The 24,723-nt window shown below is 37.1% G+C and carries 18 protein-coding genes, 2 tRNA genes, 1 rRNA gene and 1 other RNA gene; 14 read left to right on the top strand and 8 right to left on the bottom strand.

Going from position 1 to position 24,723, the window contains the following annotated elements:
* Positions 1-111: 111 nt before the first annotated feature.
* From IPP64_10690 to IPP64_10675, 4 genes are all read right to left on the bottom strand, one after another.
* On the bottom strand, positions 112-732 hold the full coding sequence (locus tag IPP64_10690) for an ATP-binding cassette domain-containing protein (GenBank protein ID MBL0329857.1): 621 nt from the start codon (positions 730-732) through the stop codon (positions 112-114).
* A gap of 111 nt (positions 733-843) precedes the next feature.
* Positions 844-1,617 (bottom strand): acyl-ACP--UDP-N-acetylglucosamine O-acyltransferase, encoded by a 774-nt coding sequence (gene lpxA, locus IPP64_10685; GenBank protein ID MBL0329856.1) that lies wholly within the window; start codon positions 1,615-1,617, stop codon positions 844-846.
* 2 nt (positions 1,618-1,619) lie between these two features.
* Positions 1,620-3,032 (bottom strand): bifunctional UDP-3-O-[3-hydroxymyristoyl] N-acetylglucosamine deacetylase/3-hydroxyacyl-ACP dehydratase, encoded by a 1,413-nt coding sequence (locus IPP64_10680; protein ID MBL0329855.1) that lies wholly within the window; start codon positions 3,030-3,032, stop codon positions 1,620-1,622.
* Between the two features lie 205 nt (positions 3,033-3,237).
* The gene (locus IPP64_10675; GenBank protein ID MBL0329854.1) at positions 3,238-4,467 is read right to left on the bottom strand and encodes an HD domain-containing protein; all 1,230 of its coding nucleotides are present in this window, start codon (positions 4,465-4,467) and stop codon (positions 3,238-3,240) included.
* Between the two features lie 83 nt (positions 4,468-4,550).
* Between IPP64_10675 and IPP64_10670 the strand changes: the two genes are divergently transcribed.
* The 5 genes from IPP64_10670 (at position 4,551) to IPP64_10650 (ending at position 8,711) form a co-directional block, all read left to right on the top strand.
* On the top strand, positions 4,551-6,104 hold the full coding sequence (locus tag IPP64_10670; GenBank protein MBL0329853.1) for a bifunctional response regulator/alkaline phosphatase family protein: 1,554 nt from the start codon (positions 4,551-4,553) through the stop codon (positions 6,102-6,104).
* Position 6,105: 1 nt separating this feature from the next.
* Positions 6,106-6,465, top strand: coding sequence for a hypothetical protein (locus IPP64_10665; protein MBL0329852.1), 360 nt, complete (start codon positions 6,106-6,108; stop codon positions 6,463-6,465).
* The gene (gene tsaE / locus IPP64_10660; GenBank protein MBL0329851.1) at positions 6,465-6,875 is read left to right on the top strand and encodes a tRNA (adenosine(37)-N6)-threonylcarbamoyltransferase complex ATPase subunit type 1 TsaE; all 411 of its coding nucleotides are present in this window, start codon (positions 6,465-6,467) and stop codon (positions 6,873-6,875) included. Before IPP64_10665 ends, tsaE begins: the two co-directional genes overlap by 1 nt.
* 142 nt (positions 6,876-7,017) lie before the next feature.
* Positions 7,018-8,235, top strand: coding sequence for an alanine dehydrogenase (locus tag IPP64_10655; protein ID MBL0329850.1), 1,218 nt, complete (start codon positions 7,018-7,020; stop codon positions 8,233-8,235).
* 38 nt (positions 8,236-8,273) lie between these two features.
* Positions 8,274-8,711: a DUF4258 domain-containing protein gene (locus IPP64_10650; protein MBL0329849.1), complete on the top strand. Its 438-nt coding sequence runs from the start codon at positions 8,274-8,276 to the stop codon at positions 8,709-8,711.
* A 1-nt stretch (position 8,712) separates the two neighbouring features.
* Here the strand turns inward: IPP64_10650 and IPP64_10645 are convergent, their stop codons facing one another.
* From IPP64_10645 to IPP64_10635, 3 genes are read right to left on the bottom strand one after another with little or no spacing between them, the layout of a single operon-like run.
* Positions 8,713-10,290 carry a CotH kinase family protein gene (locus tag IPP64_10645; GenBank protein MBL0329848.1) on the bottom strand — a complete coding sequence of 526 codons (1,578 nt, stop codon included), beginning with the start codon at positions 10,288-10,290 and terminating at the stop codon, positions 8,713-8,715.
* Entirely contained in the window at positions 10,287-11,021 is a 735-nt protein-coding gene (locus IPP64_10640; GenBank protein ID MBL0329847.1) for a hypothetical protein, read from the bottom strand. The genes IPP64_10645 and IPP64_10640 overlap by 4 nt, the downstream gene beginning before the upstream one ends.
* Before the next feature lie 49 nt (positions 11,022-11,070).
* Positions 11,071-12,237: a proline dehydrogenase family protein gene (locus tag IPP64_10635; GenBank protein ID MBL0329846.1), complete on the bottom strand. Its 1,167-nt coding sequence runs from the start codon at positions 12,235-12,237 to the stop codon at positions 11,071-11,073.
* A gap of 100 nt (positions 12,238-12,337) precedes the next feature.
* Between IPP64_10635 and aroB the strand changes: the two genes are divergently transcribed.
* Positions 12,338-13,432, top strand: a complete 1,095-nt coding sequence (gene aroB, locus IPP64_10630; protein ID MBL0329845.1) for a 3-dehydroquinate synthase — start codon at positions 12,338-12,340, stop codon at positions 13,430-13,432.
* Positions 13,429-14,673 carry a 3-phosphoshikimate 1-carboxyvinyltransferase gene (gene aroA, locus IPP64_10625; protein MBL0329844.1) on the top strand — a complete coding sequence of 415 codons (1,245 nt, stop codon included), beginning with the start codon at positions 13,429-13,431 and terminating at the stop codon, positions 14,671-14,673. Before aroB ends, aroA begins: the two co-directional genes overlap by 4 nt.
* 2 nt (positions 14,674-14,675) lie before the next feature.
* Here aroA and IPP64_10620 read toward each other — a convergent pair whose 3' ends face one another.
* Complete coding sequence (locus IPP64_10620) at positions 14,676-16,019, bottom strand: MATE family efflux transporter (GenBank protein MBL0329843.1); 1,344 nt, start codon at positions 16,017-16,019, stop codon at positions 14,676-14,678.
* 190 nt (positions 16,020-16,209) lie between these two features.
* Between IPP64_10620 and IPP64_10615 the strand changes: the two genes are divergently transcribed.
* The 7 genes from IPP64_10615 to IPP64_10585 all read left to right on the top strand — a co-directional run bounded on the left by IPP64_10615 (position 16,210) and on the right by IPP64_10585 (position 24,649).
* Positions 16,210-18,567: a gliding motility-associated C-terminal domain-containing protein gene (locus tag IPP64_10615; protein MBL0329842.1), complete on the top strand. Its 2,358-nt coding sequence runs from the start codon at positions 16,210-16,212 to the stop codon at positions 18,565-18,567.
* 197 nt (positions 18,568-18,764) lie between these two features.
* Entirely contained in the window at positions 18,765-19,976 is a 1,212-nt protein-coding gene (locus IPP64_10610) for a T9SS type A sorting domain-containing protein (GenBank protein ID MBL0329841.1), read from the top strand.
* Between the two features lie 100 nt (positions 19,977-20,076).
* Positions 20,077-21,303, top strand: a complete 1,227-nt coding sequence (locus tag IPP64_10605; GenBank protein ID MBL0329840.1) for a T9SS type A sorting domain-containing protein — start codon at positions 20,077-20,079, stop codon at positions 21,301-21,303.
* 133 nt (positions 21,304-21,436) lie between these two features.
* Positions 21,437-21,802, top strand: a transfer-messenger RNA (tmRNA) gene (ssrA, locus tag IPP64_10600).
* 965 nt (positions 21,803-22,767) lie between these two features.
* Positions 22,768-24,290, top strand: a 16S ribosomal RNA gene (locus IPP64_10595).
* Between the two features lie 194 nt (positions 24,291-24,484).
* Positions 24,485-24,558 (top strand) — tRNA-Ile (locus IPP64_10590).
* Positions 24,559-24,575: 17 nt separating this feature from the next.
* Positions 24,576-24,649, top strand: a tRNA-Ala gene (locus tag IPP64_10585).
* The last annotated feature ends 74 nt before the right edge of the window (positions 24,650-24,723 follow it).

Below are 24,723 nucleotides of genomic sequence, written 5' to 3'. Positions count from 1 at the left end.
TGAAAGTTTGTTTGTTTAACGTTTAAAAGGATTGTTCTACAATTAATCCTTGGGGCACAAATATAAGGTTTATGAGGGAATATGCAAAAATCCATTTAGATCCATTACCGGCTATTTATAGTCTTCAATAGTCAATTGTTTATTACAGAAGGGATATTCATATTCCTGTTGGTTCGAAGCGACAATAATCAACCTGTTTTTAGAATAATCGGTTACCAATTTCTGATACCAGTCGATGGCCTTTTTATCCAAATTAGAAGTTGGTTCATCCAAGAGAAGGAGTGGGGTGTCTGCTAAAACAGCCAAAGCCAAGCGAACGCGCTGTTTCATTCCGGATGAATAATATTTTAATTGTTTGTCTTTTGATTTTTCAAGCTCCGTTAATTCAATTATTTTTTTTACATCCAATCCTTGTTGGAATGGTTTGAATTTTTCCTGAAATGCGATAGATTCTCGTAGTGTAAATTCTTCGAAAAGATCTAAGTAGGGTGCACAATAACTTAAATAGGTGTATGCCTGTTCGATTTCAATATTCGTAGTTGAAACCTGAAATTTCAAATCTCCTTCTGAATGCATTAAATTTCCGGCAATTACTTGTAAAAGGGTTGACTTCCCAGAACCATTTGACCCTAAAATGACATAATTGTTCTCACCTGTGAATTCGAAATTGATTTTTCGAAAAATCCACTCGAAGTTATAACGTTTGCCGATATTGTTAAGATTGATTTGAATCACGATAGGAATAGTGTTTTTGCCGCAAACCTGCCTGACGATTGGCAGGGGCGCTAAGACGTAAAGTTTTATTTTTTTCTTTTCTTTCTTTTTTGTCTTTTGCCAACTGTTTTACGAAATCCCTCTCATGATTCCATCTTTTGATTCATTGATGAAAGAAATAATTTGAGCTTTTTCTGCTGAAGCTGGAGCTTCTTGCTCAATCACAGCCAATGCATTCGTTACATTGTGTCCTTTTACATAAAGTGTGCGGTATATATCTTCAACCGCTAAAACAGTTTCATTTGAAAAACCTCGTCTGCGCATGCCAACAGAATTAATCCCTACATATTGCAATGGTTCACGTGCAGCTTTTGTAAATGGGGGAACATTTTTGCGCACCAAAGAGCCACCGGTAATAAAGGCATGTGCTCCAATTCTCACAAATTGCTGAACAGCAGCAAGGCCCTCTAAAATTACCCAATCTTCGATGGTCACATGTCCGGCAAGATTTACACTGTTTGCAATAATAATGTTGTTTCCTAAAATGCAATCGTGCGCAACATGAACATATGCCATTAACAGACAGTTGCTACCAACTGCTGTTTTCATTTTGTCGGTTGTTCCTCTATTAATGGTTACACATTCGCGAATGGTTGTGTTATCACCAATTTCAGTAGTCGTTTCTTCACCATTGAATTTTAAATCTTGTGGAATGGCGGAGATAACAGCTCCAGGGAAAATGCGGCAATTTTTACCGATGCGAGCACCTGAAAAAATTGTAACGTTGGGCCCTATCCATGTTCCTTCACCAATTTCAACATTGTCATCAATAAAAGAAAAGGGAGAAACGGTTACGTTTTTTCCAATTTTTGCGTTTGGGTGAATGTGGTTGAGTGGATTCATATTTATACAGACGCAGTTGCTTCTTTTGGTTGCTTATCTTTAATTACTTGTGCCAACATTGTTGCTTCGCACACTTCTTTTCCATTTACATAGCCAACGCCAAGCATGTTCACTAAACCTCTTCTAATTGGGCTTTCCAATGTAAGTTTAAAAACAACGGTATCGCCAGGAATCACTTTTTGTTTAAACTTAACACCATCAATTTTCATAAAATAGGTGCTGTAATACTCCGGATCCGGAACTTGTGATAAGGCAAAAATTCCACCTACTTGTGCCATTGCTTCTATTTGCATTACGCCTGGAAATACTGGATTGTCAGGGAAATGTCCTTGAAAAAATGGCTCGTTTAAGGTAACGTTTTTTACACCAACAATGCTGTTAGTGTCCATTTCCATCACTTTGTCAATCATTAAGAAAGGGTAGCGATGAGGAAGCATTTTGGTAATATCGTTGATGTCGTAAAGCGGCTTTTTGTTTAAATCGAAATACTTCTCTTTCTTTTTCGATTTTATTAATTCTTTGATTTTTTTGGCGAAGGCAACATTGCCTGCATGACCCGGACGAGCTGCTAAGATGTGCATTTTTAAAGGAACACCTACCAAAGCCAAATCTCCAATAATATCTAAAAGTTTATGTCTGGCTGGCTCATTAAAAAAGTGAAGTGTCGTATTGTTTAAAACACCTTTCCCTTTTATTTCAACATCTTCGCGATGAAATACTTTTTGAAGACGTGCGATTTGCTCTTTTGAAACTTCTTTATCTACCAATACAATCGCATTGTTCAAATCACCTCCTTTGATTAAGTCGTGTGCTAACAAAGCTTCTAACTCATGCAAAAATACAAACGTTCTACAAGGTGCTATTTCTGTTTTAAATTCACCAACGTTATACATAGATGCATGTTGCGTGCCCAGTACTTCGGAATTATAATCTACCATTACGGTTGCTCGGTATGCATCTTGTGGTACTGCAAGCATTTCTACTTTCTTAATCGGATCTTCGTATGTTAAATTTTCGGTTAATTCGAAGTAAATACGATCTGCATCTTGATCAACAGCACCAACCTTCTCTAATATTTTTACAAATGGCATTGAACTTCCATCCATAATTGGCATTTCAGGTCCATCCATCTCCATCAATACATTGTCAATTTCTAATCCAACCAAAGCTGCCAATACATGTTCTGTTGTATGAATGCGTGCTCCGTTTTGTTCCAATGTGGTGCCTCTTGAGGTGTCCACAACATTGTCTACATCGGCATTGATAATTGGATTTCCGGGTAAGTCGACACGTTGGAATTTATAACCATGGTTTTCGGGAGCCGGACGAAAAGTTAAGTTGGTTTGCTTGCCGGTATGTAAGCCGACACCTGAAATGGTAACGGCTGTTTTTAATGTTCTTTGCTTTACGCTCATAATTTTAGTTCATTGGTTCATTCATTCACTGCTTCTAATATGACTTGTGAACGATGTAATACTAGCTTCAAATGTAACAAAATATTAGTAATTATTATGCTTTGAATAGCTTTTTTTTGGAGCGTGTTTTTTTAATGCGGTTTCACTTTTTAGCGTTATCCCTTGCTTAGAGTAGGGATAGCCATGATAGGAATGTGACGGCTGATTATTTAGGATAGCAGATATAATGCTTTTTTACCGTTTTGGCGAGAACATCAATGCTTAATTGGTCAGATGCATCCGCAATGTCGGATACACTTCCGTCTTTGAACAAAATATTGATTCTGATTTTGTCAGCTCTGTAAGCGTCATTGGTAACAATTCCGGTAAAAACAAAGTAGTTTACCTCTTTGTCGTTCAATTTAAATCGCTTTTTTATATCCTGTTTAATGTCTTTTATTTTATCTTCTTTAAATGCCTGATTTTGTAACTCAACTTTAAAAAGTTTCCGATCGACTAACTGTTTACACAGGCTGGAAAGCACATTGTCGCTGTGTTCTGTCCACACTTTGATCGAAGTCATGATATCGTTGTCGTCCAGTTGTGCAAACACATCCAGTAGCTTCTCATTCGTTGAAAAATCTTTTTCACTGAATTTATTATACAGGAACATTCGCAAAGCAGGCGTGCAAAATAAATCTACTTTTTTTTCTGCTAAATCTTTTGCACGTTTCAAAATGTTCACCAATAAACTTTCTGCACTCAAAACGGTTTTGTGCAAGTATACTTGCCAATACATTAATCTTCGGGCAATAATGAATTTTTCGATTGAATAAATTCCTTTGGCTTCAATCGCAAGTTGATCATTCACCACATTCAACATTTTAATAATCCGGTCGGAACTTACCACGCCTTCAGAAACTCCTGTGAAAAAACTATCGCGGTTCAAGTAGTCCAAACGGTCCATATCCAGCTGGCTTGAAACTAATTGATGCAGAAATTTCTTTTTGTATTTATTTTGAAAAATGCTGATCGCTAAAGTAAGTTTGCCTTTAAACTCCTCATTCAAACGGCTCATAAACAGTTCGGAAATATCTTCGTGGGTGATATTATTAACGATGCTGTGTTCCAATGCATGTGAAAAAGGACCATGCCCAATGTCGTGTAATAATATCGCTATGGTAACTCCTTGTGCTTCTTCTTCGCTAATATCATGGCCTTTTGATCGAATCACATCGATGGCTTGCCCCATTAAATGCATTGCGCCCATTGCATGATGAAAGCGTGTATGCAACGCACCAGGATAAACCAAATTGGTTAATCCCAATTGTTTGATTCTTCGTAAGCGTTGAAAATAGGGGTGGTCTATCAAATCGTAAATAATTTCATACGGAAGAGATACGAAACCGTAAATCGGATCGTTAAATATTTTCAGCTTGTTAGAGAATGAGTTCATCGGTACAAATATAATTTATCTTTTTTTAACAGGAGAAGCAGATTAAAAGTTCTAACTTTATACCTCAATTTATGATGATTGTTATGGAAAAAATTAATGTTTTGTGGGCAGATGATGAAATTGATTTATTAAAACCACATATTCTATTTTTAAAAGATAAAGGTTACGAGGTAATGACAGCCACGAGTGGTGATGAAGCACTCGAACTGGTTGGAAAAAATAATTTTTCTGTCGTGCTATTGGATGAAAACATGCCCGGCTTATCTGGCTTGGAAACCCTTAATCGATTAAAATCAGCTCATTCCGATTTACCGGTTATCATGATCACCAAAAGTGAAGAAGAGCATTTGATGGAAGATGCAATCGGTTCTAAAATATCCGATTACCTTATTAAACCGGTAAATCCCAACCAAATATTACTTTCGTTAAAGAAGACACTTGACAATAAACGTTTGATTAGCGAAAAAACTACTTCCAACTATCAACAAGAGTTTCGTCAAATTGGAATGACTATGGGTGATAAGCTAAGCTGGGCCGAATGGGTGGAGGTATACAAAAAGCTTGTGTATTGGGAGTTGGAACTGGATACCAGCAAGGATGAAAGTATGATGGAAATTTTGAAGATGCAAAAAGCAGAAGCAAATAAATTGTACGGAAAGTTTATTGAAAATAATTATATAGGTTGGTTGAATGGTAAATCGCCTAATCCGCCTTTGTTTTCTCATACCATTTTTAAAGCAAAAGTAGCCCCATTGCTGGATAAACATGATACTACATTTGTGGTGTTGATAGATAATTTGCGCTACGATCAATGGAAAATGATTCAACCCATTTTGTCTGAATATTTTAAAATTGATCAGGAAGAATTGTACAGCGCAATTTTACCAACAGCAACGCAATACGCTCGTAATGCCTTTTTTGCCGGTTTAATGCCAAGTGAAATTGAAAAACGTTTTCCAAAATTATGGTTGAACGATGAAGATGAAGGAGGAAAAAATATGCACGAAGAAGAATTGTTAAATGAACAATTGAAACGCTTAGGCAAGGATATTAAAGTAAGTTATAACAAAATTACCAATCACGCTGCCGGTAAGCGGTTGTCGGAGAATATGGGTAATTTAATGCAGAATAAATTGAATGTGATTGTTTACAATTTTGTGGACATGCTTTCACATGCCCGCACCGAAATGGAAGTTATTCGTGAATTGGCGGATGATGAAAAAGCATATCGTTCCATCACATTGTCGTGGTTTGAAAATTCTCCCTTGCATGACATCATCAAACAAATTGCAGCAAAAAAATGTAAGTTGGTGATTACAACCGATCATGGAACCATTAAAGTTACAGAGCCTTCAAAGGTAGTTGGAGATAAAAACGTAAATACAAACCTGCGTTACAAACAAGGCAAAAGTTTGGATTATGTGAAGAAAGACGTTTTTGAAATCAGAAATCCTGCGGATGCATTTTTACCGAAGCAGCATGTTAGCAGTGCATTTGTATTTGTGAAAGAAGATATGTTTTTTGCATATCCGAACAATTATAATCATTATGTAGGTTATTATCGAAATACCTTTCAACATGGTGGTTTGAGCTTGGAGGAGATGCTAATCCCGTTTGTAACATTAAGTGCCAAATAAAATGAAATATTTTGCATCCATTTGTGTTTTGTGCTTGTTATATAGTTGCGATCCGTATTATAAAATACAGTATTGTGCTAAAAACCAAACAACTGATACAGTATATGTGAAATATAAAAATTATCCCGATAGTTTGAGGGTAATTCCACCCGGTGCACTCTGCATCTTGGATTCGAAGCAGGGAGTTGGTTATGCAAAAGAGAAATACAAAAATCAGTCGTTTCAAAATTGGTTTGCTGAAAATTCTATAGTCGTAAAAAAAACAAAAGAAAACGCCATCAAAAAAATTTCAGAAACGACTTGGAAATATGAAGGCGCCCGAGTGCATGGTGGAAATGCAGTACTTTACGTGAAAAAATAATGGCTTCTTTAAAAATAAATAACCTTGCCGAATTACCCCTTGTCGCTAAAGCGCTGATTGAGGCTTTTGGAACAAAGAAAGTAATTGCTTTTAATGGAGAAATGGGGGCAGGAAAAACAACTTTGATTAAAACAATCTGCGAACAACTGGGTGTAAAACAAACCATCAGCAGTCCTACTTTTTCCATTGTCAATGAATACCTTTCTTCGTCCGGAAAAAAAATATACCACTTCGATTTTTACCGAATCAACACCATTAATGAAGCCTATGATATGGGCTATGAGGAATACTTTTATTCTGAAGCCTATTGTTTTATAGAATGGCCCGAAAAGATTGCGGAGTTGCTACCTGAAGATGTTTTAAGGGTGAATATTTCTGTGAAGGATGGGGTAAGATTGGTTGAGTTTTAAGTTTCAATAAATATAAAATCCACTGTTCTCGAAAACTATTGGAGCCTTTTTCTCAGTGTCTTCCGATAGCTGTTTGGATGCTTGAAATATCTTTGTTATTCCTTTTTTTTTCGTAAATTTGTTTTCTCTCTAGCTAAAGAAAATGAAAACATCTAAAGAATTATTGGCTTCGCTTTCCCAAACAGCATTAATGCCTCAGGAAGAAATGCTTGAGATTGCCCGCAAAAAAGGCAAATTATTTATCGGGATCCCAAAAGAAATTTCGTTTCAAGAAAATCGTGTTGCACTCGTTCCGGATGCAGTAGCGCTTCTTGTAAATAACGGGCATCAAATCATTGTGGAAACCAATGCCGGGAAAATGGCCAATTTTCAAGATCATGATTATAGTGAGGCTGGAGCTCAAATCGTATATAGTGCAGAGGAAGTTTATAAAGCAGACATCATTTTAAAAGTTGCACCTCCTTCTCCACAAGAGATTGAGATGATGCAACAAAAACAAACCTTAATTTCCGCACTTCAATTAACCGTTCAACCTGAAGATTTTATTAAACAATTATCTGCAAAACGAATTACTGCTGTTGCTTTTGATTGGATAAAAGACATTGACGGAATTTATACGGTTATCCGTTCGATGGGCGAAATTGCTGGTGGAACGTCTATTTTGATTGCTGCCGAATATTTAAGTAATGTGAATAATGGGCAAGGTGCAATTCTGGGTGGGATATCTGGAATATCTCCTACCGAGGTGGTGATTTTAGGTGCAGGAACGGTTGGTGAATTTGCTACACGTGCTGCTTTAGGTTTGGGTGCATCTGTTAAAGTATTTGATAATAATATTTATCGTTTAAGACGATTACAAAGTGATATTGGTACACGTGTTTTTACTTCAGTCATTCAACCTCGTGTATTGGCAAAACATTTAAAAACAGCGGATGTAGTTATTGGTGCGATTCGCGCGCAACATGGTAGAACACCTTGTGTGGTAACAGAAGAAATGGTGAGTGAGATGAAAGTAGGCTCAGTTATCATTGATGTTAGTATCGATCAAGGTGGATGTTTTGAAACGTCTGAAGTAACCAATCATACAAAACCTGTTTTCCGTAAACATGGTGTCATTCATTATTGTGTTCCCAATATTGCTTCTCGCGTTTCTCGTACTGCTTCGTATGCATTAAGTACAATTTTTGCACCCATCTTAATCAATATTGGTGAAGAAGGTGGCGTTGATAATATGCTTCGCAGAGATGCCGGTGTTCGCAATGGAGTATACCTTTATAATGGTACACTCACCAATCAAGTTTTGGGTGAAATGTTCAAACTTCCTTACAAAGACATTAATTTACTTATGGCTGCATTATAACCATCTGCCATTTTACATCATACATTTAACATTCCTTTATGGCTATTCCTAGTAAAAACGCAGACTTATACAGACGATTAAAATTTTATGGTTTTGGTCTAGTGCTTGGAATTGTGCTGGTTGCCGGTGTATTAAACAAAAACAAAGGATGTCAGTTACCTTCTTCTGCAAAATTGGAAGAGCTGGGTTGGCAAAAGTTGGAATTGACAAAACACGGTGCTTGCCGAATGGAATGTCGTCACATCACCGAAGCTGAAATTAAAGAATTGGTTGGAGTAGGACAAACTTTAGGAAAAGGAAAAGTGAATTACGATAAAAGTGATGTACACGATAAGCCTTACCCAACATACGCGATAGAAGGAACTACCACAACAGGAAAAAGTTTGCGCATTGTGATTGCAGATGTGGATACGATTTCAAGAGTGGTAACTGCTATTGATTTGAAAATGGAAAATGATAGCTGTGAGTGTAAGTAGATTATTTTACTACCACCTTCGCTCGGCCAATTCTGCCATCAGCAGAAATTTTTAGGAGCATATAAAATCCCTGTGGTATTCCTGTAAGGTCTAATTTATAAGAACTTCCACTCATTACATCAAATTTAGTTTGGCGATATAACTTTCCAGTTGAATTGTAAATCTGAAATTGTGCATATTCAAAACTATTTGGTTCATTATTGATATGGATGTAGTCGTTTGTTGGATTAGGAAAAACAAACAGGTTGTAAATGCCATTGTCTGCAATTGAACATTCTTTTCCCCATCCTTCTTGCTGCTTTACTACCCATTCCCTTTGTGATTGAATAAAAGGGAAGATGCCCGGATAATTTAATCGCAGCACATAGGCAGAAGTCGTAATAGAAACCTCATCTTCATTATAATCGGTTAATGATTTTTTAAATTCAGCATAGGAATTGTATTTGTAAACATCCGTTCGGTAAGCCTCATCAATCAGCTCATGGCGATCTACTAAAAATGGCCCAAGATGTTCCATTGTAAAGCTACTTTTGATTAGTTCACAGCAATAATTGAGGTATTCTTCTTTCCATTCTGGCACTTCAAATATTCGTTTCAATAAAGGACGTTCATCTACTTTGTTGTTGGGTACTAAATAGCCATCTAACATTGAAGTGCCACTTAATACTTTTAGATCCTGAAATGTTTCATTCATATCCCATGGAATCCAGCGGATTTTTCCATCGGGATGTTCGTACATATAAAAATTATTTCCACCACCCCAATAGCTATCCCAGCTACGTACACATTTTTCAATCGCCAATATTTTTAAATAGGCATGTACATCAAAGTTGTTTTCAATTTGTTGTTTGATGTCGCCACCCGCATAGTTATTCAATAAGTTAATAAAGTCAATCAGCTTGGTCCAGTCATCAACACTTTCGTTCGTGTTTAATTTTAATCCTTGTTCTTTATAAGCAGCTTTATCGGGCCCCAGCCAGTTTAAAAACACACTTACACCTCGGTCGGTTTTGTATAAATTGCCATCATTGTTGGCACTGCCGTACTCAAATTTTAAAAAAGTTTTGTCTACATTCTCAATGATAAGGTATAAACCGATGTATTCGTTATTTACAAAAACTTTGGCGTAGGACGTTCGTGGTGCAGGAATCCCTTCATCGCGCATAATTTTATAACATGTTGCATCATGCATGAGCGAAGGATCATTTGTAAAATTACTTAAGTTGATTTTCTCTAATCCATCCAACTCTTGATTCACAAATTCATCGAAAGATATTTTAAGAGGTTTCTTTTTTCCATAGCTGGTAAAGCTGTTGGAGGCATTTCCTTTTTCGCGGAACCCACAATTATTAAAGAGTATACCATCAAAGGTTACATTACAGTTTCTGTAAATTTCAGGATACAACTCTGGGCTGGCGGCATTTTGAGCATAATCATAATCCAACGTGCCAATCCAATCGGTGAGTGCGGTTTCAATATAGATGGTGTGAAGAATGGTGTCATTAAATACCGAGTTGCCGGTTTGTGCTTGCGCTTGCAAGCCGATGAAAATCGAAAAATATAAAAACAGTTTTCTCATTTTCGGAGCTGACGGTGTTCGCTATTCAATGTTTTATAATAACGTGTTAAGTTGCGTCTCATAAAGTGAACGCCAATTGTAAGATTTAACCCTGTTTGATTGTTCTTATTCGACATGTTAAATTGCATTCCCAGTTTAGCATGTAAACGAATGGTATTAGAACATTTTCTTTCAAAGCCGGTGAATGGTTCAAATGTAAGTTGAGGCCCATTGTTGTATTCAACACCCATCATGTTTGCTTCGGTTCCAATAAAAAATGCATTCTTTTTTAAATACGTTGTTTTTCCAAGATAATGTTGGTAACCCAATCCGAATTTAGTTATGGAATAAGGTTTTGCAGGAATGATGGTCAGATTAACATAATACAATTTTACACCTCGCATAGCCATCCCTATTTTGTATTCCATCCCAAAACTAGTAGGAGTAATGGATTCGTTTCTGAAAACGGAGAAATACGGAGTTTTGTACACGCCCATATTCACACCTCCAAAAAATGTTTTAAGTTTTTTGCCTTGAATTGTATCAATGTTTGTCCAAGGAATAGTGGTGATGGATTCGTCCATCTTTTTGATTTTCACATTTACGGAATCACATTTAATTATGGTTCCTGTTTGTGAATCTCCGTCTTTGAAAACAATTTCATCGGTGATTAGTCGCTTTGGACTAAAACAGCCGATTTGAATAGAAGTACCAAGGACAAGAATGATAAAAAAGTGTAATTGTTTTCTCATTAAAAAAATATTAGAACCAATTATTGACCTCAACCGGAGGCGAGATTATTTATTTTAACTTTCTTCTTTCTTTTTCTTTAATAATTAAACTCAATTCTCTTCCTGTTTGCCCTTTCACAGAAGTATTTTCTTGCGCTCTTCGAATCAAATAAGGTAACACTTCGTTAACAGGGCCATACGGAACATATTTTGCAACATTGTAATGCGCATTGGCCAAGTTAAAGCTGATGTGATCACTCATGCCTAGTAGTTGAGAAAAGAAAATATGTTTGTTGTCAGCGGAGATGTTCTTTTTTGTCATCATCTCCGCAAGTTTCATGGAGCTGGTTTCGTTATGCGTGCCAGCACAAATAGCAATACGGGAGATGTTGTCTGTACAAAAATCAAGAGCAGCATCATAATCTGCATCTGTTTGTTCTTTGGTGTCTTGAATAGGGGAAGGGTAATTTTTTTCTTCCGCACGTTTGCGTTCTTTTTCCATGTAGGCACCACGAACTAGTTTTGCACCTAAAAAATAGTTGGATTTTTGTGCCAATTGAAAGGAGTATTTTAAATAAGAGAGGCGATCCTTCCGATATAATTGGAATGTATTATAGACAATTGCTTTTTCTTTATTATAGAGTTCCATCATATGATTCGTCATCATGTCGATGGCTTCCTGAATCCAACTTTCTTCTGCATCAATAAAGATAGGAACACCTGAGTCATGTGCAGCCTTGCAAATAGCATTTACTCGATTTTTGATACGCTCGTATTCCAAATGCTCTTCTGCGGTTAATGCAATTTTAGCACTTACTTTTTCTAAAATTGCAAAACGTGCCAACCCCGTTACTTTAAAAACTGAAAAAGGGATGTGTTGATCATTTTTTGCTCTTTTAATCGTTTCAATGGTTTCATGCATGCAAGCATCAAAATCGTGTTCGCTTTCTTTGCCTTCAACGGAATAGTCTAAAATCGTTCCTACATTGTATTTCCCTAACTCTTGAATTGCTGTGCTACATTCTTCAATGGTTTCACCTCCACAAAATTGTTTGAAAATGGTCGCCTTGATAATGCCTTTTATTGGTAAGTGCATACTGATGGCAAAAGTTGTAAGAGATTTACCGATAGAAACAAAGGTCGGATTCGCAACCATTTTAAAAAGCCAGTACGAACGATTTAAGTCTTTGTTTGTTTTTCCTGAAAAGGAAATTTCTGTATTGTTGAATGATAGCATAAGTGAAATATAAGCATACAAATATACTAAAATACCATTCTACTTATCGCTTCGGTATTCGTTGAGTTTTTATTATATTTGTTGCTCCACTTGATTTTTTATGACTGAAATTCAATCCAATAGTTATTCTGTTTTTATTTCTAATGATATTTCAAAGGAAATCAATCGTTTTTTTAAATCTAAAAAATCAACGTATTCCAAAATATTTATCTTGGTTGACGAGAATTCACTGAAATTTTGCTACCCGCAATTGGTAGAAAAAATTGAAGCTTTTGAAGCCGGTGAAATCATTGAGATTGATAGTGGTGAACAAAGCAAGACATTAGAAGTGTGTATGCAGATTTGGAGTGCATTGAGCGAATATGGTGCCGACCGGAAATCACTTTTTGTAAACATAGGCGGTGGTGTAATTGGTGATATGGGAGGATTCATCGCTTCTACTTTTAAACGAGGAATCGATTTTATTAATATTCCTACAACATTACTCTCACAGGTAGATGCTTCCATTGGTGGGAAAGTAGGAGTGGACCTAAATCATTTAAAAAATGAGATTGGTGTTTTTAATAACCCTGTTGCTGTTTTTGTGAATAGTGCATTTTTGAATTCATTGGATAAACGACAAATATTGTCAGGATTCGCAGAGATTATTAAACATGCATTGATTGCGGATGCCAATTATTGGAGAAAAGTAATGCAGGCGGATTTTGCTGATTTAAATTCGTTTGATGATTTAATTACAACTTCGATACATATTAAAAATACAATTGTTAAGGAGGATCCGAAAGAACAAAATCTAAGAAAGGTGCTAAATTTTGGACATACAATTGGGCATGCTGTTGAAACATTTTCATTGGAACATGAAAACAAAAAACACTTGTTACATGGTGAAGCGATTGCTGTTGGAATGGTCTGCGAAGCTTACTTGTCGCATAAGATTTGCAAGTTGTCAAAAGCTGAGTTGTCTGAAATAACGGAATATATCATCGGAAAATACAAAGCTGTAAGGATTGATGAAATGGATAGTCATCGATTAATTGAGTTGATGCGACACGATAAAAAGAATGAAAAAGGAGATATTCTTTTTTCACTTCTTTCAGGAATTGGAAAATGTGAAATCAATAAAAAAGCAAAGGCAGATCAGATTATTGAATCATTAAAATATTATACGGAGCAAGTCAAATTGATGAATAAATGAACTACCTAATTTCACACCCTACAAAAAATATTCAAGGAGAAATTATACTCACAGCTTCTAAAAGTGAGAGTAATAGAGCGTTAATCATTCAAGCACTTTGTTCACAACGGTTTGAAATAGCAAATTTAGCCACTGCTCAAGATACAGTCACTTTAAATGGAGTTTTGTCGGACCCCAACAATCAAAAAATAGATGTTGGCGCAGCAGGCACAACCATGCGCTTTTTAACGGCATACTTCGCAACAAGAATGGGAACAGTTGTGTTAACCGGTTCCGATCGAATGAAAAAGCGACCGATTGGAATATTGGTCAATGCCTTGCGCGATTTAGGAGCAGATATTGAATATCTCGAAAATGAAGGGTTTCCTCCTTTGAAAATTACCGGAAAAGCATTAAGAGGTGGAGAAATTGAAATGGATGGAAATGTTAGTAGCCAGTTTATTTCTGCATTGCTATTGATTTCTCCACAATTGCAAAACGGACTCGTTATAAAATTCAAAGGAAACATTACCTCACGGCCTTATATAAATATGACCTTAAAGATGATGGAAGAGTTTCGTGTATATGGTCAGTGGCACGATAATTCAATCTCTGTCTCCCAACAAAATTATCATATAAAAAGTGATGAAGGATACAAGTATCAGGTGGAAGCCGATTGGAGCGCGGCCTCTTATTGGTATGCCATTGTTGCCTTAAGTGATAATGCAGATTTAACAATTAAAGGACTTAAACACCCCAGTTTGCAAGGAGATTCAATTCTTGCAGAAGTGTTTACTTTTTTTGGAGTAAAAACAGAATATATTTCTGATGGAATTCGAATAACAAAAAACAGAATCAAAGACGAACATTTTGGGTTTGACTTTTCTGATTGTCCTGACATAGCACAAACTGTTGCTGTTGTTGTTAGTGCATTAACTATTCCAGCGTTATTCAACGGCCTACATACTCTGAGAATAAAAGAAACGGATAGGATTCAAGCTTTAAAGGTTGAACTAAAAAAAATTGGTACGGTAGTCGATATTTTAAATGACAATGGTGTTAAAATTTCTCCTCAACCTATTACTCAACTTCCAGTTACATTTTCAACATACGAAGATCATCGCATGGCAATGGCATTTTCAGCATTAGCAATGAAGTTAAACGAGATAACGATTGAACATCCGGAAGTGGTCAACAAATCATACCCGAATTTTTGGAACGACTTAAAAAGTTTAGGTTTTGTTGTGAAAGGGAAAGATTGAAATTATATCCTCTTACTCACATAATTAAATCTCCAAAGCAAAAATACCGCGGCAATTGTAAGTCCAAGCGACAAACCATACCAAATTCCCTCAACGCCTAAATTCAGTTTAAAACCGAATACATAACTCATTGGTAATCCAACAACCCAATACGCAAAAAGGGTTATAATTGTAGGTATCTTTACATCTTTTACACCTCGCAAGGCTCCTAATCCAACAACTTGAACACCATCACTTAATTGGAAGAATGCTGCAATAATCAAAAGGCTGGAGGAAATTGAAATGACATTCGACTCTTTACTGAAAAGCGTTGGCAGGAAATGTTGAAAGATGATAAACAGAAAGGCCATCAGACCCATAAAAATCAATACCATTGCGAAAGCACTAAAGCCTGCAGTTCGAACTCCTTCTCTGCTTTTTAATCCAAGTTGATTGCCAACCCTGACAGAAGCTGCAGCGGAAATTCCGCTTGCCATCATATAGGTACTTGCTGCAATGCTGAGTGCGATTTGATGAGCCGCTTGTTCATCCGGGCCAATCCAACCAATCATTATCACTGCAAAAGCAAATGCACCGACTTCAAAAACCCATTGCAAACCCGAGGGTACTCCAATACCCAGAATTTTTTTTGTGAGTGATTTTGAAAGATCTTTGAACGTGAAGTTTTTCCAATAAATTTTAAAATGTTTGTTGTAATAAACATAAGCGAACATAGCGAGAGCCATTGCTACGCGTGAAATAAAGCTCGCCCAGCAGGAACCCATTAAACCCATTTCAGGGAACCCCCAATGTCCGAAAATCATTAAATAATTCAATAAGATATTCAGTAGGTTGGAGGCTACCGTAATTAACATAGCCACCCTTGTGAATGAAAGACCTTCCGTAAATTGTTTGAATCCTGAAAAAATACAAAGAGGAATCATACCCAACATCATCACATTTAAAAATGGAATAGCTTGGTCAACAACTGCTTGCTCCTGATTAAAAAGATTTAAAACAGGGGAGAGCGCAAACAACAATATGAAAAGCAAAATGCCTAAAATGGTGTTGATAACGATGCTATGTTTTAATAAAGCGGCATTTTCTGTGTGGTTTTTTGAACTGTCTGCTGCTGCAACTAAAGGTGTGATGCCATAGGATACCCCAAGTCCGAAAACTAATACCAACGTATATAAGCTGTTCGATAGCGCTACGGCTGCCTGTTCAACGGTTCCAATTTGTCCAACCATTGCCGTATCCACAACCCCAACCATAATATGTCCTAGCTGGCTAATTACCACAGGATAAGCAAGTAAAAAGGTCGCTTTATAGTGGTGGAGGTAGTTTTTGGAAAATAATGGAAGCATAGGATGCAAAGATAAATGAATCTGTTGAACTTTTAGAACCTTTATAAATAAAGGTTTTAAATCCAATTTTTTATTTTCTCCATGCAACCTCGAAAGCTAAAAAAACATCTTATTTGGTAATAAAACCACACAAAGTTTTATTATATTTGCGATTACTATTTTAACAATGTATAAATCAATCATTTAAAAAATGAAAAAACACATTTTTACTTTCGTTTTACTTGCGACAGTTTCGTTACAAGGTTTTGCTCAAACGATTAAGCTTCCGGCTACCGATACAAAAGAGTATGAAATCATGAAAGCCGAAGGGAAAATTCCTTCAGGATTCAATTTTGAAAATGTAAATACTTCTTTTCAACCTTCTATGGAAGATTTGGCCCGCTTAGGGATTAGTCATAAAATGCCTGCTTCCGGTTGTGGATGCTACATTACACCCGATGCTTCTTATACATTGGCAATGGCTCCGAATGACGATTTAAGTACCGGTTTATTGGCGATTCCGTTTACTTTTTGCTTGTATGGAACCAATTATACCACTTTGTATATTAACAATAATGGAAATATCTCTTTTGGGACGCCTTATGGAACTTTCTCCTCTTCGTCTTTCCCATTTGCACCTAATGTAATGGTTGCTCCATTTTGGGGAGATGTGGATACACGTGGTACTGGAACTGTGAAATATAAAATCACACCTACAGCAATGTATATCAATTGGGAAGCTGTTGGTTATTATAGTTCCATGACCGATAAAGTAAATACTTTTCAGCTGATTATCACAGATGGTACAGATCCAATCTTGCCTGCAGGTAACAATATTGCTTTTTGTTATGGTGATATGCAATGGACTACAGGAGCGGCTTCTTCTGGAGTTGGTGGATTTGGAGGGATACCTTCAACTGTAGGCGTAAACAAAGGAGATGCTATTAATTATATTCAATTAGGTCGATTTGATCAGCCCGGTGCTGCTTACGATGGCGGTTATGGTGCAAATGATGGTGTTAGTTGGTTAGATAATCAATCATTTTATTTCAATTCTTGTTCTGGTAATAACATTGCTCCAATTGTGAGCATTTCTCCTCCATTATTGGGTGGAGGTGGAGCTTGTGATACCCTCAAACTTTGTGGTACTAACGATACACTTGTTGTAAGTGCTTTGTTTCTTTCACCAGAAATCGGACAAATAACAAATATTGTTGTAAATCTACCTCCGGTTCCAGGATTTAGTGTCTTAAGTAATACTCCTGGAAATTCAGCTACAGCTGATGTACAAATTATTGCATCACCGGCAAATGCTGGTTTGCAAACGATTACGTTTATTGCTACTGATGACGGTGTTCCTGCCGGGGTGACCACCGTTAACCTAAACGTGTTTATTGATACTACTGGCCTTGCAGCCTTTAATCCTGTTATTTCTGGAGTACTTGATTTCTGCGTAGGCGATAGTACTACATTAAGTGTTTCTCCTACAACTTATGATGGCTATATCTGGAACAATGGTTCTACTGCTTTTTCAATTAATGCAAATGCATCTGGACAATACTGGTGTACCGCAAATGAAAATGGATGCTACAAAACTGTAGTGGTAGATGTGGTTGAACATCCAAATCCAACTCCTGAAATTATCGGAAATCTATTCACTTGTTTTTCAAATACAACTGATTTAACTGTTGATTCAACGGGATTGTATACAAACTATTTATGGTCAAATGCAAGTACGAACGATTCCATCACTGTGCTAACAGGTACATTTACAGTTACCGTAACCGATGCGTTTGGATGTGTTGGAACATCGCCTCCTGTTACAGTTGTAAACGCGAATCCTGCCGTAACAATTACTGGATCAGTTCCTTTTTGCCCGAATGATAGCATTACTTTAAATGCAGTACCTACAATTCCAGCTGGTGCAAGTTATTTATGGTCGAATTCGGATAATACGTCATCTACCGTTGTTAATTCTGCCGGACAAGTTATTGTTACCGTTAGTTATACAAATGGTTGTAATGCCGCTGATACAATTAATACAACACAATACGATTCCCCATTTGCGAATTATAGCAGTAATCCGAACGGAACCGCTAATCCTGGAACAACTGTCAATTTCACCGACTTGTCAACCATCGCTTCCGGAACGATTATTAATTGGGTTTGGAATTTTGGTGATAGCTTAGGAATTGGTTCTACAAATCAAAATCCTTCCCATATTTACGGAGCAGATGGTACTTACATCGTAACACTTGCTGTTCAAAGTAATAATGGCTGTTGGGATACAATCTTCTTTGACTATGTGATTGTGTCGGAAATTTCTATTCCGAATATCTTCACACCAAATGGAGATTTGCACAATGAGTTTTTAGAATTCAAAAATTTAAGTTTCTATCCTGGTACAGCACTTTCCATCTTTAATAGATGGGGAAATAAAATCTATGAAAGTGCCGATTACCAAAACAATTGGAATGGTGATGGTAATTCAGATGGTGTATACTATTTTATCCTAGAAAACCCGAAATTTGAAAAACCAATTGCGAGTTTCTTTCATATAGCCAGGTAAATCTATTTTTTAACTGAAAATCCCGCTAATTAACTAGCGGGATTTTTTTTGTTTGAATGAGTAAGTGTTTTGTGTTAAAATTGGTATTTAAAGTCTTTTTTATCGTTTTGTTGCTCTTTGTGTGAGTAGAAGGAGTTCTATTTTATTTTGTACCTTAAGGTAATTTGAGGTATATTTGATAAACAAAAATAATAAACATGAAAAAAATCAGAAACCTATTTGCTATCGGAAGTATACTTTCGGCTGTTGTTTCTTACGCTCAAATATCGGGTTCGGGTACATACCTGAAAGGTAATTATGTAGAAATAGGCATTGATAATCTGGGTGGCTTTGAAGGAGCGAATTGTTTAACAGCCCCAGTTCCTTCAGGAATGCATCTTCGGTCAGCCAATAATTTATTTGGATTTACTGCTAACCCACAAATGAATGGATGGGCTGGTTCATCGTTTGACGGTGATTTTTTTACTCCGGGTAGCCCTGAAAATGGATGGGGTTTTGAAATTGCAGATACAGGAGGAATTTCTCTAGGTAATAATTGTTCGTATTTACAGCAGATTGCAGGTGCTGTTACTTCTTGGTCGTATTTGACACCTCAAACAATATGCGAATGGGAAGGTGATGCTTTGTCTGGCACAAATTTACATGTTAAAATTAATTATGAATTGCACGACAACGACTTATTCTATATTACTACAGTATTCATAACAAATAACACGGGTGCTCCAATTTCTGACTTACGTTATTATAGAAACTTAGATCCAGATAATAATCAAGAGATAGGTGGTAGTTTCACTACAGAAAATACAATAATTAGCCAAATTACAATGGGAGGAGCCAATACAAGGGTGAGCGCTTCTCAAACTACTCCCTGGAGCTCATACTTCGAGTTCCTTGCAGTGGACTCCAATTGGGTAGCGGGTTATGGTGGATTTGCCAATAGAGATGCTTCAGATATGTACAATGGAATTGGGTACACTCAATCAGTTGGCTCAGTTAATTTGGCAGACGAAGCAATTTATTTAGCGTATGAAATTCCTCTTTTAGCACCAGGAGGCACTCAGTCATTTAAATTTTGTAGCGTTTTTGATCCAACGGCAGTTACCGCAGCAACAACAGCATTAAACTTATCTACTGTTTCTGTAAACGAATTCGCAAATTCTGCAAGCCCCGTATCTGTTTATCCAAATCCTTTTAATAACGAAGCAACAATAACAATTGATAAGTCAGTACAATTGAAAAATACAAAGTTGCAAGTGTATGATGTATTGGGGAAAGAAGTTGCTGCTGTTTCAAATATTCAGGATCACCAATTTAAATTTGAAAAAGGGAATCTTATTCCAGGTCTATATTTCTATAAAATCATTAACGATGAACAGGAAATTGCATCAGGAAAAATCTTAATAAACTAAAAGATAAAAAAAATCATTAAAAATCCCGCTAATTTACGTAGCGGGATTTTTTTTATAATTTTTTTATACTATATTTGATATACCACTCAAAAAAAGAAACATGAAAAACAAAAAAATTACTCAACTTATTTTATCTTCATTAGCGGCAATTGCTTTGCCTGTCCTGTCTTCTACAGCTCAGATTGTTGGAGCAGATGCTTATTTAAAAGGAAATAATGTCGAAATAGGAATCTCCGGATTAGGAGGATTTGAAGGCGCACCTATAGATTCAGCAACTGTTCCTTTGGGATTACATTATCGATCGAATAATCCTTATTTCGGATTCGTTGCTAATCCTCAATTAAATGCATGGGCAAGTTTTGATGGCGACTTTTTTACGCCAGGCAGCCCAGAAAATGGTTGGGGGTTTGAAATCGTAGATACAGCTGGTGTTTCACTAGCGAACAACTGCGCATCTCTTCAGCAAATCAATGGCGCCATTACCCTTTGGAACTATACTGCTCCTCAAATCGATTGCGATTGGGAAGGAGATGCTACATCGGGAACCGACTTGCATTGGAAAATTAGTTATCAGTTGCAAGACAATGATTTGTTTTATATAACAACTGTTACAGTTACGAATAATACATTGGCTACAATTCCTGAATTGTATTATTACAGAAACCTTGACCCGGATAATAACATCATGTTATCGTCTGACTATACGACTCAAAACACCATCATTGGTCAGCCGCTTTGTTGCACTTACGCAAATGTAAGCGCTACTCAAACTACTCCTTGGAACTCTTATTTTGCCTTTTTAACGGAGGCTGATACAAATTGGAGAGCTTCTTATGGCGGATTTGCCAATAGAGATGCTTCTAATTTGTGGAATGGTGTTGGATTTACTCAAACAGTCGGTGCAACTAATTTTGCTGATGAAGCGATTACCGTTTCTTATCGTATTCAGAACTTGGCTCCAGGTGGTTCAGAAGTATTCAAATATTGCACCTTGTTTAATGGTGATTCATTAACAGTTGCCAGTGCAACTACTAGCTTGAATCTTTCTTCAACAGGGATCAACGAAAGTGCAAATTTAGAAAACCTGGTTTCAGTGTATCCTAACCCTTTTACAGATAATACCACTATTAGCATTAATAAAGGTATTCATTTGAAGAATGCTGAATTAATTGTTTACAATGTACTTGGAAAGGAAATGACTTCTGTGAAAGACATTCAATCGCATGAATTTAAACTGGATAAAAATAAATTATCTACAGGAGTTTATTTGTATAGAGTTATCAATAACGGTGCTGAAATAGCAACAGGAAAGCTTATTATCAAGTAATACAAACTTGTTTTCATCTTTAAGAAAGCGAGAATTGATGGAAATCAATTCTCGCTTTTGATTTATTACAACTTCTAATTTGACTTTAGCCATTCAAATGTTGTATCTTTGCATCATAAGTTCTTTATAACATGGGGTCGTATGGTTTTGACAGCGTTGCGATTTTTATGTAAGCATGTCGTGTGTTGTGAATATGGCACGTAAATCCTAATTCTCAAAATTCTATCTGGCGAGTCTAACTTGTCTATGGCTGCTTAATACCAAGTATTAAGTGCCTTTGTTTCCGGAGAAGCTCTGATCTTCTGCGTCTCCTGTGAAGCATTACAAATGAAGAAATAGTTGCGTAGAGCTTTGATACGTGATGAGATAAAAAAGCTAAGTATGTTTTGTGGCCTGCAGGTTTGCCTGAAACATATCTAAAATCAAATATCTGATACACATGTAGAAAGCATATTAATACGATGTTTGGACGAGAGTTCGAATCTCTCCGGCTCCACGGATTTAGACCAAAAGCCGCCAGCTATTTAGCTGGCGGCTTTTTTTGTGTTCGTCTGGCAAATTCAAGCTCGCTTGAAATTTGGCGGACGGATACAAAAAAAACCTGAAAGGGTTTGCTTTTGGTATTCCCACTTGGGAAAGAATAGATCATGAATGAAGTGAATAATCTATTCCTTATTTATAAGAATCGTCCTCTATTTTGAAAATTACTCCCTTTTTAATGATTCTTCTTGGCTTTGAAGAATAGAAAATGGACTTTTTTTTCAATCAAATCCTCCATCAAAGGCCTTTTCAAAGAATATAATTTAGCCGAAATGGCTTCAAATCCATCTAAATGCTATTAATTTAGACTCCTCACAATGCCTTTTAAGAGATAATGTAAAGCCCCAAAACACCATTTTTGATACATTAAGGGAATTAAAAGCCAAATCGATTCACTTTTTTTGAAAAATAGTACCCTGTTAATCAGCACATTTAAGAAATAATTAGAAAATTATTGTAAAATGTCTTGCAAATAGAAAAAGTTTATTACTTTTGCACCCCACTTTAAAACAAACGGTTGTTCTTTGAGTACTAAAAACGAAACAAAAAAGAAAAAATAAAAATTTTCTTTAAAATGTTTGCAGATTAAAAATAATTGTTACTTTTGTCGCCCGCTTCAAAACGGAATCGTTCATTTAACATTGAGTAAGAAAAAAAATAAAATATTTTTCCGAAAAAATTTGCAGATTAAAAAAGTATTAGTACTTTTGTCGCCCCGAAAGAAAACGGGACGTTCTTTAAAACTTGAATTTATAATTCTGACTCGTTCAGAATAAGTATATAAATAAGTTCTTTGAAAATATTGTGAAGGTAAAGAAATAATGAGTATCCCTCTTATTAGTATGTTCTACTAGTAAGTTGAGAAACAAGTCCTAAATAAATTATATTTTTCTTTTTTGAAGAAGAGCATTATCAAACAAACTTACAATGGAGAGTTTGATCCTGGCTCAGGATGAACGCTAGCGGCAGGCTTAATACATGCAAGTCGAACGGTAACATGAGTAGCAATACTTGATGACGAGTGGCGCACGGGTGCGTAACGCGTATGCAACCTACCCTATACTGGGGTATAGCCCGAAGAAATTCGGATTAATACCCCATAGTATATTAGAGTGGCATCACTTTAATATTAAAACTCCGGTGGTTAAAGATGAGCATGCGTGACATTAGCTAGTTGGTGAGGTAATGGCTCACCAAGGCAACGATGTCTAGGGGATCTGAGAGGATTAACCCCCACACTGGTACTGAGACACGGACCAGACTCCTACGGGAGGCAGCAGTAAGGAATATTGGACAATGGTCGCAAGACTGATCCAGCCATGCCGCGTGAAGGATGAAGGCCCTATGGGTTGTAAACTTCTTTTGTATGGGAAAAAACCTCTCTACGTGTAGAGAGCTGATTGTACCATAAGAATAAGGATCGGCTAACTCCGTGCCAGCAGCCGCGGTAATACGGAGGATCCAAGCGTTATCCGGATTCATTGGGTTTAAAGGGTGCGTAGGCGGAATGATAAGTCAGTGGTGAAAGCCTGCAGCTTAACTGCAGAACTGCCATTGATACTGTCAATCTTGAGTACATTTGATGTGGGCGGAATGTGTCATGTAGCGGTGAAATGCTTAGATATGACACAGAACACCGATTGCGAAGGCAGCTCACAAAACTGTAACTGACGCTGAGGCACGAAAGCGTGGGTATCAAACAGGATTAGATACCCTGGTAGTCCACGCTGTAAACTATGATTACTCGATGTTTGCGATATACTGTAAGCGTCTAAGCGAAAGCGATAAGTAATCCACCTGGGGAGTACGCTCGCAAGAGTGAAACTCAAAGGAATTGACGGGGGCCCGCACAAGCGGAGGAGTATGTGGTTTAATTCGATGATACGCGAGGAACCTTACCTGGGCTTGAAAGTTAGTGACCGTCTGTGAAAGCAGATTTTCCGCAAGGACACGAAACTAGGTGCTGCATGGCTGTCGTCAGCTCGTGCCGTGAGGTGTTGGGTTAAGTCCCGCAACGAGCGCAACCCCTATCATTAGTTGCCAGCACGTAATGGTGGGAACTCTAGTGAAACTGCCCGCGCAAGCGGTGAGGAAGGTGGGGATGACGTCAAGTCAGCACGGCCCTTACGTCCAGGGCTACACACGTACTACAATGGCAAGTACAAAGGGTTGCTACATGGTGACATGATGCTAATCTCTAAAGCTTGTCCCAGTTCGGATTGAAGTCTGCAACTCGACTTCATGAAGCTGGATTCGCTAGTAATCGAAAATCAGCAATGTTTCGGTGAATACGTTCCCGGGCCTTGTACACACCGCCCGTCAAACAATGGAAGTTGGGAGTATCTAAAGTCGATAACCGCAAGGAGTCGCCTAGGGTAAAACCAGTAACTGGTGTTAAGTCGTAACAAGGTAGCCGTACCGGAAGGTGCGGCTGGAACACCTCCTTTCTAGAGAGACTTATGTTTCACCGAATTTATTCGGTTTACGGTACTCACTATTTCTTACTTCATAATTTTTAAAACTTACCCAAAACGAGCTCAGAGTGCTAAACAATGAGAGCGGAGGATTAAAGGCAAAGTAAAATCAAATGCCAAAAGCTATCAACTTTTGATTTTTAAATTTAACTTTTAACCTTGAGTATAGTCCCGTAGCTCAGTTGGTTAGAGCACTACACTGATAATGTAGGGGTCAGCAGTTCAAATCTGCTCGGGACTACATAAACAATTCGTATTGGGGGATTAGCTCAGCTGGCTAGAGCACCTGCCTTGCACGCAGGGGGTCAACGGTTCGAATCCGTTATTCTCCACAAAACCCAGTAATTAGGGTAAAGTTCTTTGACATATTGAAAGAAAATACAATAGATAATAAAATTAATTATCT

It is taken from the genome of Bacteroidota bacterium (assembly GCA_016722565.1).
GTDB lineage: Bacteria > Bacteroidota > Bacteroidia > 2-12-FULL-35-15 > 2-12-FULL-35-15 > 2-12-FULL-35-15.
Note: the sequence above shows the minus strand (reverse complement) of the source record. Positions and strands in the feature narration are given on the sequence as shown.

Bases quoted from the DNA above. Each gene is read 5' to 3' on its own strand.
- lpxA (MBL0329856.1), bottom strand. From the start codon at position 1,617: ATGAATCCACTCAACCACATTCACCCAAACGCAAAAATTGGAAAAAAC.
- IPP64_10680 (MBL0329855.1), bottom strand. From the start codon at position 3,032: ATGAGCGTAAAGCAAAGAACATTAAAAACAGCCGTTACCATTTCAGGT.
- IPP64_10675 (MBL0329854.1), bottom strand. From the start codon at position 4,467: ATGAACTCATTCTCTAACAAGCTGAAAATATTTAACGATCCGATTTAC.
- IPP64_10670 (MBL0329853.1), top strand. From the start codon at position 4,551: ATGGAAAAAATTAATGTTTTGTGGGCAGATGATGAAATTGATTTATTA.
- IPP64_10665 (MBL0329852.1), top strand. From the start codon at position 6,106: ATGAAATATTTTGCATCCATTTGTGTTTTGTGCTTGTTATATAGTTGC.
- tsaE (MBL0329851.1), top strand. From the start codon at position 6,465: ATGGCTTCTTTAAAAATAAATAACCTTGCCGAATTACCCCTTGTCGCT.
- IPP64_10655 (MBL0329850.1), top strand. From the start codon at position 7,018: ATGAAAACATCTAAAGAATTATTGGCTTCGCTTTCCCAAACAGCATTA.
- IPP64_10650 (MBL0329849.1), top strand. From the start codon at position 8,274: ATGGCTATTCCTAGTAAAAACGCAGACTTATACAGACGATTAAAATTT.
- IPP64_10645 (MBL0329848.1), bottom strand. From the start codon at position 10,290: ATGAGAAAACTGTTTTTATATTTTTCGATTTTCATCGGCTTGCAAGCG.
- IPP64_10640 (MBL0329847.1), bottom strand. From the start codon at position 11,021: ATGAGAAAACAATTACACTTTTTTATCATTCTTGTCCTTGGTACTTCT.
- IPP64_10635 (MBL0329846.1), bottom strand. From the start codon at position 12,237: ATGCTATCATTCAACAATACAGAAATTTCCTTTTCAGGAAAAACAAAC.
- aroB (MBL0329845.1), top strand. From the start codon at position 12,338: ATGACTGAAATTCAATCCAATAGTTATTCTGTTTTTATTTCTAATGAT.
- aroA (MBL0329844.1), top strand. From the start codon at position 13,429: ATGAACTACCTAATTTCACACCCTACAAAAAATATTCAAGGAGAAATT.
- IPP64_10620 (MBL0329843.1), bottom strand. From the start codon at position 16,019: ATGCTTCCATTATTTTCCAAAAACTACCTCCACCACTATAAAGCGACC.
- IPP64_10615 (MBL0329842.1), top strand. From the start codon at position 16,210: ATGAAAAAACACATTTTTACTTTCGTTTTACTTGCGACAGTTTCGTTA.
- IPP64_10610 (MBL0329841.1), top strand. From the start codon at position 18,765: ATGAAAAAAATCAGAAACCTATTTGCTATCGGAAGTATACTTTCGGCT.
- IPP64_10605 (MBL0329840.1), top strand. From the start codon at position 20,077: ATGAAAAACAAAAAAATTACTCAACTTATTTTATCTTCATTAGCGGCA.